Source organism: Pseudarthrobacter sp. NPDC058196, assembly GCF_042882685.1.
GTDB lineage: Bacteria > Actinomycetota > Actinomycetes > Actinomycetales > Micrococcaceae > Arthrobacter.
The window spans coordinates 177,957-190,580 of record NZ_JBHVVN010000009.1; the positions used below are offsets into that span (position 1 = coordinate 177,957).

Genomic DNA, 12,624 nt, shown 5'->3' on the forward strand with positions numbered 1-12,624 from the left:
GTCAGTACCGGGGCGCTATGGGACTGCCGTCCGTGGACCGTTCCTCGATCAGCTTTCCGCCCAGAATACGCTCCACTGCTGCGCGTCCGAAGACCCCGGACTCTTCGATGGTTTCGTCGTCGGCGCTCGGGATGTCCTGGACGTACGCGCTGGGTGCGGTTGCGGCCCTGGCGGGCGCCTTGGCTCGGCCGGCCTCGGCTTCCGGGCTGTTGGACAGCCGCTGGTAGAGGCTTTGCCGCGTTTCAGGCCGTCCTGTTGAGGCTGCGGCCGCCGGAGCCTGTGGCCGCGACGGGGCAGGTGCAGCGGGCCCGGCTGATGCCATGGCCAGTTCGGGTTCCGGAGCAGGCTGGGCCGGTGCAGGCGGGTGAGCTTCCCGGACCGAGTCCTCACGGCTGCCGTCGTTGACCGCTCCCACACTCCAGTCCGCCTCCGCCGTGGCCTTGGTTGCGGAGGCCGGGATGGCAGGCGGAACTTGGGCGGTGGCTGGTTCGTAATGCGGAGCCGCGGCAGGTGGCGTCGCCGATTCGGCCACGGAAGCACTGGCTGACGGTGCACCAACGTTGCTTTTGTCTCCAACCACCCAGACACCCGGTGCCTGCTCCACGGCCCGGGCCCAAGGGTCGGGCGCGGCTCCCGCAGATGGGGCCCCTCCGTGTCCGGTGTTGCCGGAAGGGGCGGTGGCGGGTCCCGCGTTACGCGCGGCTTCTGTGCGGTTGTTGCCGGAAGGCCGGTCCGTGCCGGCGGTGGGGCCCGGCGGAGCGGTGGGGCCGGCGGTAGGGGCCGAAGGTTCCCAGTCCATGGGAGGCTCTTCATCCAGCGGCGGAGCGTCCTCGTCCCGGGGCGGGCCCCAGTCGTCGTCCGAGTAGGAGTAGTCTCCGGCGGCGGAGGGGTACGGAGATTGCGTCGGTGCGGGGCCGGCCGCCTTGCCCGGGCCTCCTGCGTCTTCGGATGCCGGCTGGACGGACTCCCGGCGCTGGTTGTCACCGGAGGGTGCGGGCGACAACGCGGCCTGGGCCGGGACGGATGCAGATGCCGTTACTGGTGCTACGGCTGGTGTCGGCGATACCGCAGGTGCAGATGCCGGTGCCGTTGCGGGTGCAGGTGCAGGTGCAGGTGCAGGCGCAGGCGCAGGCGCGGCAGCCGGCATGGGCACGGCAGCATTGTCTGCCGTGTCCGTGGTTGATTTGGCGGGGGCCGGAGCAAGTCCCCAGGCAACGTCAGCTGAAGTGGCCGGAACCACCGGGCTGGCCGGCACTTTTGGGTTTGGCTCAGAGCTCGCATGGCTGGCGCCGCCGGCAACCGCGTTGATCTGGAGGTCGATGCCTACCGTCTTGTGGATGGCCTGGCGCAGATTGTCGGAGTGGTCCGCCCGGCCGAAGGCTCCGGCGAGTCCAGGCGTGGTGAAGGAGAGGGTCAGGATGCTGCCGTCGAAGGCGCTGACCTGTGCGTTGGGTTCCACCAAGGCCCAGGTGCTGCGCTTGATCTTCGACAGGGTCTGCAGGACATCAGGCCAAGCCCTGCGGAGGACTTCAACGTCACCCATTGCCGGGGGTGCGGCCGTGGTGGACCGCACCGGTTGCTCCTGCGGCGCCGGCGGCGTTGCGGTGGGGGCTGCTGCCGCAGCGGGCGCCTGAGCTGGGCGGCCACGGGCTGGCTCCTCCACCGGCCAGTCGTTGGTGCTTACGCGTGGGGGAGTGAGGGAGTTGCGGTAATCCGGCGAGGGCGCTGCCTGGCTGCTTCCGGAGGCCGGCCCTGCGGGGGATTCCGGTCCCGCGGAAGGAACCGGCGCCGCAGGGGCGGCCGGTCCGGCCTGGGCGGGCGCTGCCTGTTCGGTTTCCCGCGGGCGGACGGCGGGCGGCGAAGCATTCGATGGCTGGTCCGCCGAATCCCGGCCGGGGTGGGGAACGGGCCGGGCGGCTTCCTCGGCAGGGCGTTGGCTGGGTGACGCAGGAACGGAAGCCGGGTCGGCGGGCACCTGCGCCTGGACTGGGTTCCCTGGTGCGGGGACGGAAGCCGCCGCCGCGGCAGCACCGACGTCGTTCCCGGCGTAGTTGAGGCGCCGTTCCACCCGGTCGATCCGTGCCGCCATGCCGCGTTCGTTCTGCTCGGAGCTGGGCAGGAGGATCCGGGCGCACAAGAGTTCAAGGTGCAGCCGCGGCGACGTGGCTCCGGTCATCTCCGTCAGGGCCGTGTTGGTAACGTCCGCAGCCCGCGACAGCTCAGCGGCGCCAAGGTTGTGCGCCTGGTTCTGAAGCCGTGCGATCTGGTCCGCCGGCATGCCGCGCAGGATGACGTGCGCGCTTTCCGGCATCGCCTGGACGATGATGAGGTCGCGGAAGCGTTCCAGCAGGTCTTCCACGAACCGCCGCGGATCATGGCCCGTCTGGATGACGCGGTCCACGGCTCGGAAGACCGTTGCAGCGTCCGAAGCGGCCACCGCCTCCACGACGTCGTCCAGCAGTGAGGCGTGGGTGTAGCCGAGCAGTGCGACGGCGAGCTCGTAGTCCAGCCCGTTGGGTCCGGCGCCTGCCATGAGCTGGTCCAGGACGGACAGGGAGTCGCGGACGGAACCGCCGCCGGCCCGGATAACCAAGGACAGCACGCCGGGAGCGATCGGAACATTCTCCTGGCGGCACAGGAGCTCAAGGTAGGCCATCAGCGGCTCGGGCGGCACCAGCCGGAAAGGGTAATGGTGGGTCCGGGAGCGGATGGTGCCGATGACTTTGTCCGGCTCCGTGGTGGCAAAGATGAACTTGATGTGTTCCGGCGGCTCTTCGACAATCTTCAGGAGGGCGTTGAACCCGGCCGAGGTGACCATGTGGGCTTCGTCGATGATGAAGATCTTGTAGCGGTCCCGGACCGGGGCGTAGGTGGCGCGCTCACGGAGGTCCCGGGCGTCGTCCACGCCGCCATGGCTCGCGGCGTCGATCTCGATGACGTCGAGGGAACCTGAGCCGCCACGGGCCAGTTCCACACAGCTGGGGCAGGTCCCGCACGGGGTGTCGGTGGGGCCCTGGGCGCAGTTGAGGCAGCGTGCCAGGATCCTGGCGGAAGTGGTTTTGCCGCAGCCCCTGGGGCCGGAGAAAAGGTAGGCATGGTTGACGCGGTTCTTGCGCAAAGCCGTCATCAACGGTTCGGTGACATGCTCCTGCCCGATAACGTCAGCGAACGAGTCGGGACGGTATCTGCGGTACAGGGCGGTGGTAACTGTCACGGAGAAAACCCTACCAATCCGGGCTGACATCCTGCCGCCCTGTGGGGGAATAGTAAAGACCCCCCATGCACCCGCCAGAGCCCATTTACCCTTGCTACCTTCCGGTCCTGGGGGAGTTCAACAGGATGACGCCACATGAGGGGCCGTCAAACACTTTACCTGAACATGCGGCGCGACTCGAATCGGCCGGCTGCCGCTGTGACGGAGGGGGCGCGAGGCAGGAAACGCCGGTCACGTCGCGGATTTCCATTGCTTATCCCCGGGGCAGCCGCGATCATTTGTATATACACCGATTGGGGCAATCTCAAGATTGTGAGCTGCGTGGCCTGGCTGAACGAACCGGACCCGGCAGCTCAACGGTGCAGCACCAGGGAATGGGCGCATTGGGGGCGTCCATTGCCGGAGCAAAGACGGAGCCTGGCGGGACCCGGAAGCTCTTGCAGGGCGCGTCCGAAAACAGGGCCCGGGCGGTCCAATTGGGCGATGCGGAAAAGTTCAGGTAATCTGGTACCTGCTTTTGATTCAGAAGCAGTTGGAGAATTCGCCTAGCGGCCTATGGCGCACGCCTGGAACGCGTGTTGGGTTAACGCCCTCGGGGGTTCAAATCCCCCATTCTCCGCCGGTTGGAACCCGGTCCCGGCAGCTGCCAGGGGCCGGGTTCTTTCGTTTAACCAGCCAGGCCTTCCCAATGGGACAGCGGGCAATGCTCAGGTCGGATCCGCGGCGGGTTCGCCCAGGCGGCGCAGCCGTTCCCGGGCTGCTGATTCGCTGGGACCTTTACGCCTGCGGAGTCCGCCAAGGGCGAGATGGACGACGCCGAGCACCAGCTTTGTTGCCAGCTTCACCGGCAGGGGGAAGGGGCCCAGCCGTGGAACGGAGAGTCCCAGCATCCGGCGGTACCGGGGCTCAAGGCTGTAAACGGCGGCCGCGAACAATACGCGGTAACCCGACCTCAAGAGTGGATGCAGGGGTGCGTTGCGGATGAACTCCACCGTTTCCTTGACCCTGCCGTCGGCCCGCAGTTCGCCCTGCTCGTACCAAGCGTCCAGTTGGCGGCGCATCTGTGCCCGGGTGACTGGCGGATCCTCCACGCCCATGAGCCGGCCGGCCTGGGCCCACTCGCGGACATACGCATCTTCTCCGCCGGGGATCGGGCCGCCCCAGATCCTGTGCGCGGCCAGGAATCCGTCCGTAAAGGCAATATGGATCCAGGCCGCCAGCCCGGGATCGTTGGCGCTGTATGCGCGTTCGGTGCCGCCGTTATCCTGGTAGCTTCCCTGCACCGGCTCGTGGAGGCGGCGGACGCGCCGTGAGGCCTCCTCCGCGGCGGCCGTGGAACCGTAGGTCACGGTGAAAATCCAGCGGATGGTATTGGCCAGCCGGCGGAGGGGATCCTCGCGGAAGTTGGAGTGCTCGTGCACACCCGCCAGGGCACCGGGATGCAGCGACTGCATGAGCAGCGTCCGGATTCCGCCCACGATGGGCGACATGGAGCCGTGTACCGCCCACACCGCCGACCCTGGGAGGTGGTAGCCGGCGTCGTCGCCCTCCGCGAGCCGCAGCGACCATTCCGGTGGTGCGTCGGCGTTCCCGGAGAACGTCTTCTTGATTTCGTCCCGCCAGGTACGAAGGACATTGCGCATGAGCCATTCTTGCCCATTTCGGACTGCGCGTCAGTCGTCGGCTTGGCCGGCAGGCATGTCCCCGCCCCTAACGCCCACAAAAAACCCGCATTGTGCTGCTCCAGGGTTCCCCGGCGGACGGACCTGTGGTCCCATGGGACGTACCGTCGAGACAACGTGCGGCAACCCCCGTCCTGGAGTCAATCAATGGGCAAGTCTTGGGTGCCTGGTAACGGCAAACCGGCCCAGCGAACATTTCCCCACCTGGCCCGTGCCGCGGCCGCCGCCGGTGTGGTCGCGGCTGCGGTCTATGCCGTCAACCTCTCCGGGGGCGCGGCAGGACCCGTCCGGTTGGCAGGGGCGGTGGACCGGGCCGGGACTGACGGTGGCGTGGCGTCGGCCGGGGCGGTCGAGGGTGCGGACACCCGGGCGGCGGACGGCAATGCCGGGCCGCCGGCCTCGGACCGGGTTGGTGCCGGGTCGCTTCCCCCAGCCATCGCTTCGGATCCCAATGTGACTTTGACTTTCCCGCACGCAGCGCTGGGCGGTTTCCAGGACCCGTCGGTGGGACTGGTGGTCGGCCCGGCCGGTGTGGACCGGCCGCCTGCAGGCTTCCTGATGGCGCCGCTCCAGTTGCTCGCCCCGAGCTCGCCCTTCGGTTTCCGGGTGAGTCCCCTCAGCGGGACATCGGGAGACTTCCACCTTGGCCAGGACTATGCGGCAGCTTGCGGAACCCCCGTCCATGCGGCTGACTCCGGGGTGGTCCGGGCAGCGGGATGGCATCCTTGGGGCGGAGGCAACCGGGTGGAAATCGATCACGGTGACGGCCTCATCACCACGTACAACCATCTTGAGTCGATTGGCGTCCATACCGGCGACCGGGTACAGGTGGGCCAGGTCATCGCCAGGGTGGGAACCACGGGCTGGTCCACCGGCTGCCACCTGCACTTCGAGACCATCCAGGACGGCCGCTACACCAATCCGTTGAATTGGAGCTTCCTCCACCTGCGCCCCCTGGGCCAGGAGCTCCCGGCCGGCATGGTTTCCTACGGCCCCGGCCCTGGGGTGTCCGATGGGAGGATCAGCTGGACCATCCCGCTCCAGGTGGACCGGGGATCGTCCCCGGCCGCCGGGCTGGAGGCATCGCCCGGCCCGGCGCCCCTGCTGCCTGGTCCGGCGCCGTCCGCTACCTTCTTTCCAATGTCCAACGGCCAGTTGACGACGCCGGCCCCGGCGGCGGCTGCCCAGCCTTCGCCCAGTGCCCCGCCGTCGTCGTCCGACCCGACCTCCGGCACCCCGACGGCGTCGCCGTCCCCGTCTCCAGCTGAGCCGACCCCGACGCCGAGTGGTCCGACGCCAACGCCGACGGGCGTGCCCTCCCCGACACCGATGCCGACGCCGACACCCACTGAGCCGACGCTCGCACCCGCCCCGACGCCCGCGCCCGACCCGACGACGACGCCCGCGCCCGACCCGATGCCGACGACGACGCCCGCGCCCGACCCGATGCCGACGCCGACGACGGCGCTCACCGAGCCGACTCCGGCACCTGTCCCGACGACGGTGGAGCCAACGTCTGCCCCAACAACGCTCGAGCCAACACCCGCCCCGACGACGGTGGAGCCAACGCCTGCCCCAACAACGCTCGAGCCAACACCCGCCCCGACGACGTCCTAGACGGGAAAATTCTTCAACTCCGGACCCGTACACCGTGCCGACGGCAACGAATTCCCCGTATGAGCTTCCTTTCGCAGACGCAGCGCCCGGCACCCCTGTACCCGATCCCGTTGCTCCTCAACGACGGAACGAGGACGAACTTCGGCCAGTTCAAGGGGAGGGTGGTGTTGGTGGTCAATGTCGCCTCCAACTGCGGGTTCACGCCCCAGTACGCCGGCCTCGAGGCACTCTATGGAAAGTTCCGCGAACGCGGCTTCGAGATCCTCGGTGTCCCGTGCAACCAGTTCGCCGGACAAGAGCCCGGCACCGACAGTGAGATCGCGGAGTTCTGCGAGCGCAACTTCGGGGTGACGTTCCCGCTGACGGCCAAGGCGGACGTCCGGGGCCGGAACCAGCACCTGCTGTATTCCGAGCTGACCAAGTTCCGGACCGGCTTGCTGCCGGGAGCGGTGAAGTGGAATTTCGAAAAGTTCCTGGTGGGCCGTGACGGGACGGTGGCGGCCAGGTTCGGCCCCACCGTGGAGCCGGACTCGCCCAAGGTCATCGAAGCGATAGAGGATGCGCTGGGCTGATACGCCGGGCAGGCCGAATTAAGTCTGCAGAAGCGCAGTTCTTTTGATTTTTTCCACATCAGCTACGGCGATTCACCCCAAGTTTGCCAAATGTCTGATTGGATAAATATTACTGAAGGGTACAAGGGAAGAACGGCTTCCCACCGACCATAGAGGTAGCAATGGAGCACATCGAGGCCGAACATCCCCGGCCACGCCACTTCCTACTCCACTTGAGTGATCCCCACCTGTTGGGAGGTCCAGAACCCCTCTACGGAACCGTCGACAGCGAAGCACGCCTCATCCAGCTCTTCGAGGAAGTCAAAGCGTCCGGCGCACGGCCGGAGGCCGTGATTTTCACGGGCGACCTCGCAGACAAGGGCGATCCCGAAGCCTATGTGAAACTGCGGGCCATTGTGGACCCGGCATGCGAGGAACTCGGCGCCAAGGTGATCTGGGCCATGGGGAACCATGACGACCGCGCGAACTTCCGCCGGGGCCTGCTGGACCAGCCAGGCACCGATGAGCCGGTGGACCACAGCTACTTCATCAACGGGTTGCGCGTCATTACCTTGGACACCACCGTCCCAGGGTTTCACCACGGCGAGCTGAGTGCAGCGCAGCTTGAGTGGCTGGCCCGGCAACTTGAGACGCCCGCCCCGGACGGCACCATCCTGGCGCTCCACCACCCGCCGGTCCCATCGGTGCTCGATCTTTCGGTGCTGGTGGAGTTGCGCGACCAGGCCTCCCTGGCAGCGGTGGTCCGCAACTCTGACGTCCGCACCATCCTGGCCGGCCACCTGCATTACTCCACCACGGCCAGCTTCGCCGGTGTTCCGGTCTCGGTCGCTTCCGCATCCTGCTACACGCAGGACCTCAACGTTCCGGTGGGAGGCACCCGCGGGCAAGACGGCGGACAGGCCTTCAACCTGGTGCACGTCTACGAGCACACGATCGTGCACTCCGTGGTGCCGATGGGCCATGCGGCCACGGTGGGTGAGTACGTCTCGCCCGAGGAAACCGCCCGGCGCCTGGCAGCTGCCGGAGTTCGGATCCCCGAAACCGCCAAGCAGCGCCGAAGCACCAAGCAGGGAGTGACCAGCCGCAACTAGGAGCGGCGGCTCCCGGAGACGGCCAGCCGGTAAGTCCGGGCACTCGTGCCCGGACTTACTTTTCCCAGGGCGCCTTGATCGGGAAGTACTTGTCTAGGAACTCGGTCACGGCTTCTGCGCGTTCGTCGGCACTGACTTCGGGGAAACTGCCGTCGTTCAGGCAGAAGAAGTCCATGTTCCGCTTGGCGAGCAGCTTGGGCAGGTAGTTAATCCCGGCCCGCATGGTGGTGTCCACGTAGCGCACCTTCGCGGCTGTTTGCGTAACCGCGCGGCCCGTCAGCAGGGCGTAGTAGTGATAGAACGAGTTGGTGACGGAGATGTTGTCCGCCGCGCGGAACCTGCTGGCCGCCGTCTTCCGGAACTCTTCCGGGAATTCCTCCTCCATTTGGGCCACGAGGCTGCGCCGCAGCGGAGCGGCGGTGTGCTCCAGGTGCCTGGTGGTGATCCGGCCGAACCGGTTCCAGAGGAGCTTGCGGTTGACCCGGGCGGCGTTCTCAAACCCGCTGCGCTCGGCAGCGTTCTCGCCCAGGCCGATCCTGGTTTCGGCCTCAATGAACTTGGTGATGCCGCCGGGGGTGAAGAACATGTCCGGGCCTACCGGCCGGCCGAAGAACATGTCGTCATTGGAGTAGAGGAAGTGCTCGGACAACCCCTCGATATGGTGCAGCTGGCACTCGACTGCCTGGGAATTGTGCGTGGGCAGCACTGAGGGATCCGCAAAGAACTCTTCGCTGCGGACGATCGTGACGGACGGGTGCTCTGCCAGCCAGGCCGGAGCGGGGGAGTCCGTGGCGATGAAGATGCGGCGGATCCACGGGGCGAACATGTACACGGAGCGCAGTGCGTACTTGAGTTCGTTGATCTGGCGGAACCGGGCCTCATGGTCGTCGCCCTCGCCAAGGACCACGCCTTGCTGCTGGGCGCGGCGGGCCGCGATGTATTCCGGAGAGCTTCCGTCCACCCAGGAAAAGACCAGGTCGATATCGAAGCTGATGTCGCTGGCATGGTCGGCGAACATGTTCTCGATGGTGGGCCAGGTGTGGCCGTAGCGTTCCACGGTGCCGCGGACAGCGTCCTGCCGCAGCATGGTCCTGCGGGTCAGGGAGTTCTCGATGGGGAGGATCAGTTCCTCGCCTTCAAAGGACCACAGCTCGATCTGGACGCCGGCCGAGGCGCCGAACTCGAAACCGCCGACCGGCTCCACCCGTGGCCGGTACAGGCGGAAGATCCGTGCCTGCCGGTTGGAGGACAGCTCGCCGTCGGCCACCAGGACGGAGGTCTTCTTCTTGGCGTCCACGGTCATGGAGTAAAAGGGCTCGTCCCTGCACGCCTCAACCAGGGCGGCGCGGAGTTTCTTCCGGCTCTTCCAGTCCAGCGCCACCACGGGCCGATCGTTGTTGCCGCGGACCAGGAGGTAGGCGAGGCCTGCGTTCGCCAGGACGTTGCGCAGGAACAGCAGGTCCTCCACCATTGCCTGGTACGGGGTCCTGGTGTCGTTGATCAGGGCGTAGCGGCCCTTGTGCCGGATGACATCGGGGCGGTGCCTGAGGCGCTGTTCCGCCGCCGCCGACGTGATCTCAGCGTGAAATTGTTCCTCCACGGACGCCTGGCCGCCGTAGTAGACCTCGTCCTGGACCGGTGCTTCTGTAATGGTTGTCTCCGTGGTGGTCGAAGTAAGCTTTCTTACCTGCATGATAGTCCTGCCGTGGTAACGCCAGGTTTCGGACTGCGGCGGCAGGGACTCAGGCGCCCAGTGCCTCCCGCCAGGCGCGCAGGAAAGCGCCGCCGGCGTCGTCGTGGATCACCGTGCTGTCCAGCCCCAGGTCCGCTGCCGTGAGGACCGGGTAGGGCTTGCCGGGCACACCATCTGCGGGCCGGACGTCAACGTGCTTGACCGGGTGGTCGTTGTGGTGGAGCCAGTCGGCCATCGCATAGTCGGTCCGGGAATCGCCCACCGTCCGCCAGGCCTGCGGCGTGATGCCCTGGGCGGCCAGCAGTTCCACCGCGCGGCTGGCGCCGAGATCCTTGCCCAGCCGCACGGACTCGATGTCGGTGGAGATGATGGTGGGATCCACCCGGTAATCCACTTCGTCGTCGGAATTGGGCGCATGGTGGTCCAGCCGGACAACACCCAGTCCGTGCCGGCCCATGAGCTCCATGGCGTCCGCGTCGAACAGCTTTTGCTCGGCCAGGTAGTCGGCGCTTGGCACGTCGATGTGCTGCTCCACCGAGACCATGGCGCGTTTGGTTTCGTCAAAGAACATGTGGGCAGCGTAATCCTCCGCCACCAGGCGCCGGATGTCGTCGCCGTACGCTGCGGGCACGGCGAGTTCCCGGTCTACGTGGATGGGGCCGGCCCCCGCGGAGGTATAGCTGAACCAGACCGCGCCCTTTTCGCAAACGGCGTGGATGACCGTTCCCGCCGGTATCCCGGCGGCGATCATCGGTTCCATGACCTGTTCGCGGATGAACGCGTCCGAGCGTCCGGTATTGAAGATGACGGGGATTCCGGCTGCTGCGAGTGCCACCAGGTCAAGGATGATGTCCGGCTTTACGTCGCGGGTCACCGGGCTTGCCACCGGCCCATCCACATCAAGCAGCAGCGCCAGCGGGGGCGTGGAGGGCAGGCGGGTTCCGGGCACGGACATGGCAGGGGACTCGGATGCGGTCATGGCTCCATTCTGTCAGCAGGAACCGCCCCGCCGCCGTGGAGCGGAGCGATGTGACGGATGGTCACTGTTTGGCTACAACCTGGCGCCGGTCCGCCCTGATACTTTCCCTGGGGCGGCACGGTGCCTACTGTTGCATGGTGATATTCAAAGCTGTGGGCGAGGGCCGCCCTTACCCCGACCATGGTTACAGCACGCCGAAACAGTGGGCGTCGCTGCCGCCGCGGCCGGTCCGGCTGGACGAACTGGTGACCACCAAGCGCACGCTGGACCTGGAGGCGTTGCTGGCCGAAGACTCCACATTCTTCGGTGACTTGTTCCCGCACGTGGTGCAGTACCAGGGGACCCTTTACCTGGAGGACGGCCTGCACCGCGCGGTCCGGACGGCACTGCACCAGCGCACCGCGATCCACGCCCGTGTCCTGGTGCTCGATGGCTAGCCGCGCGCCGAAGGACCTCAGCGTCCTGCATGGCCACCGTGTGGTGTCCGGCGCCGAACTGCGGGCGGCGATGGAAGCTGCCCAAGACGCCGACGAGACGGCCCGGGTCCGCCGCCGCGTGCTGCACGGTGTGGTGCTGGTCCTGCTGGTGGGGCTGATCGCCGCCGCCATCATCGTTGCCCTGGCCATCATTAACGGGCGGCTGAAGGTGCCGACGGCCGAGCCGAGCCAGAAGGCCGTGGCTTCGTGCCCTGCTGCGGTGTTCGACTACACGCCCAATGAGAAGGTCAGCCTCAACGTCTACAACTCCACCACCCGGGCCGGCCTGGCCCGTTCCGTGGCGGATGAGTTCCTGGCGCGGAAGTTCGCGGTGGGCAATGTTTCGAACGTCAACGCCGGCTACCGGGGCGTTGCGGCGGTGGTCTCAGGCGCCGCCGGGCAGGCTGCCGCTTTCACGGTGCAGCGGAATGTGCCCGGGTCCGACTACTTCCAGGACAGCAGGACCGACGCCAGCGTGGACGTGATCCTGGCCCATGACTTCGCAGCCCTCGTCCCGGCGGACGTGGTGGACCAGACCCCTGGCACATTGGGCTGCCCCCGGGAAAGCCGCCGTACTGCGGATGCCAACAAGCTTCCGGTGACGCCGGCCGCCGTGCCGGCGCGCTGACCACGGCTTAGCCGGCCGCCGCCGGGAGGCCGGCCACGCGCAGCGGCCGCCCCTCGTCGTCGAACCTTGCCCCCGCCCCCAACTGGATGAACCGCACAGTCCGGGCCACGCGCGCTTCCAGTTCGGCGGGCTCGTCGCTGCCCCTGGCGGCACTGGAGGACAACGTGCCCAGGATCAACTGGGACTGTTGGCCCACGTCCGCCACCGGCAGGTAGCCCTGCTCCATGCCGTCACGCAGGATGCCCTGCAGCAGGGTGCTGAGCTCGCTGACATGGTCGGAGAGCTTTGCAAAGGACGACGGCGACAGCACAGCTCCCATGGCCGGCCCGGGCGGAAGGTGGCGGCGGCTGAGGTCAACCACCTGGGCGCGGACGTAGAGGGCCAGCCGTTCCACCGGGTTCTCCAGGCGGCCCAGCGAATCGCGCAGGTCCGAGAGGAACTTTTCCGTCTCCTCCAGCGCGTAGGCAATCAACAGTTCTTCGATGTCCGCGTAGTAGTTGTAGACGGCGGTCCGGCCCACCCCTGCGTGCCGGGCCACGTCCGTCATGGTCAACCCGGGAAGGCCATGGGTGAAAAGAAGTTCGCCGAAGGCTGTGAGGATACGGCGCTGCGTGTCAGCGCGTTGCTCGGCGTTGCTGGCCGCTGAAATCCTGGGCATGCAGACACTTTACC

Annotated in this window: 10 protein-coding genes, 1 tRNA gene and 1 other RNA gene; 6 read left to right on the forward strand and 6 right to left on the reverse strand. The window is 67.2% G+C overall.

The window, feature by feature from the left end; all coding sequences use genetic code 11:
* Position 1: 1 nt before the first annotated feature.
* Both ACFVVC_RS14720 and ffs read right to left on the reverse strand, forming a co-directional pair.
* A complete protein-coding gene (locus ACFVVC_RS14720) occupies positions 2-3,244 on the reverse strand; it encodes a DNA polymerase III subunit gamma and tau (RefSeq protein WP_387454601.1) in 3,243 nt (1,080 codons plus the stop codon).
* 21 nt (positions 3,245-3,265) lie between these two features.
* Positions 3,266-3,362: signal recognition particle sRNA small type (ffs, locus tag ACFVVC_RS14725), an RNA gene on the reverse strand.
* 386 nt (positions 3,363-3,748) lie between these two features.
* Here ffs and ACFVVC_RS14730 point away from each other — a divergent pair.
* Positions 3,749-3,833: transfer RNA gene (locus ACFVVC_RS14730), tRNA-Ser, on the forward strand.
* Between the two features lie 88 nt (positions 3,834-3,921).
* Here ACFVVC_RS14730 and ACFVVC_RS14735 read toward each other — a convergent pair.
* Positions 3,922-4,857 (reverse strand): oxygenase MpaB family protein, encoded by a 936-nt coding sequence (locus ACFVVC_RS14735; RefSeq protein WP_387454604.1) that lies wholly within the window; start codon positions 4,855-4,857, stop codon positions 3,922-3,924.
* Positions 4,858-5,043: 186 nt separating this feature from the next.
* Here ACFVVC_RS14735 and ACFVVC_RS14740 point away from each other — a divergent pair, with 186 nt between their 5' ends.
* The 3 genes from ACFVVC_RS14740 to ACFVVC_RS14750 all read left to right on the forward strand — a co-directional run bounded on the left by ACFVVC_RS14740 (position 5,044) and on the right by ACFVVC_RS14750 (position 8,176).
* A complete protein-coding gene (locus ACFVVC_RS14740; RefSeq protein WP_387454606.1) occupies positions 5,044-6,513 on the forward strand; it encodes a peptidoglycan DD-metalloendopeptidase family protein in 1,470 nt (489 codons plus the stop codon).
* A 59-nt stretch (positions 6,514-6,572) separates the two neighbouring features.
* Positions 6,573-7,085 carry a glutathione peroxidase gene (locus tag ACFVVC_RS14745; RefSeq protein ID WP_387454609.1) on the forward strand — a complete coding sequence of 171 codons (513 nt, stop codon included), beginning with the start codon at positions 6,573-6,575 and terminating at the stop codon, positions 7,083-7,085.
* A 161-nt stretch (positions 7,086-7,246) separates the two neighbouring features.
* Entirely contained in the window at positions 7,247-8,176 is a 930-nt protein-coding gene (locus ACFVVC_RS14750) for a phosphodiesterase (protein ID WP_387454612.1), read from the forward strand.
* A 55-nt stretch (positions 8,177-8,231) separates the two neighbouring features.
* Here ACFVVC_RS14750 and ACFVVC_RS14755 read toward each other — a convergent pair whose 3' ends face one another.
* Positions 8,232-9,869 carry a stealth family protein gene (locus ACFVVC_RS14755; protein WP_387454614.1) on the reverse strand — a complete coding sequence of 546 codons (1,638 nt, stop codon included), beginning with the start codon at positions 9,867-9,869 and terminating at the stop codon, positions 8,232-8,234.
* 49 nt (positions 9,870-9,918) lie between these two features.
* The gene (locus tag ACFVVC_RS14760) at positions 9,919-10,848 is read right to left on the reverse strand and encodes a hypothetical protein (RefSeq protein ID WP_387454616.1); all 930 of its coding nucleotides are present in this window, start codon (positions 10,846-10,848) and stop codon (positions 9,919-9,921) included.
* A 137-nt stretch (positions 10,849-10,985) separates the two neighbouring features.
* Here ACFVVC_RS14760 and ACFVVC_RS14765 point away from each other — a divergent pair, with 137 nt between their 5' ends.
* Together ACFVVC_RS14765 and ACFVVC_RS14770 are read left to right on the forward strand one after the other, a co-directional pair.
* Complete coding sequence (locus ACFVVC_RS14765; RefSeq protein ID WP_026264985.1) at positions 10,986-11,285, forward strand: type II toxin-antitoxin system VapB family antitoxin; 300 nt, start codon at positions 10,986-10,988, stop codon at positions 11,283-11,285.
* Positions 11,278-11,952, forward strand: a complete 675-nt coding sequence (locus ACFVVC_RS14770; protein ID WP_387454619.1) for a LytR C-terminal domain-containing protein — start codon at positions 11,278-11,280, stop codon at positions 11,950-11,952. Before ACFVVC_RS14765 ends, ACFVVC_RS14770 begins: the two co-directional genes overlap by 8 nt.
* Before the next feature lie 7 nt (positions 11,953-11,959).
* Here the strand turns inward: ACFVVC_RS14770 and ACFVVC_RS14775 are convergent, their stop codons facing one another.
* A complete protein-coding gene (locus ACFVVC_RS14775) occupies positions 11,960-12,610 on the reverse strand; it encodes a TetR/AcrR family transcriptional regulator (protein ID WP_387454622.1) in 651 nt (216 codons plus the stop codon).
* Between the last annotated feature and the right edge of the window lie 14 nt (positions 12,611-12,624).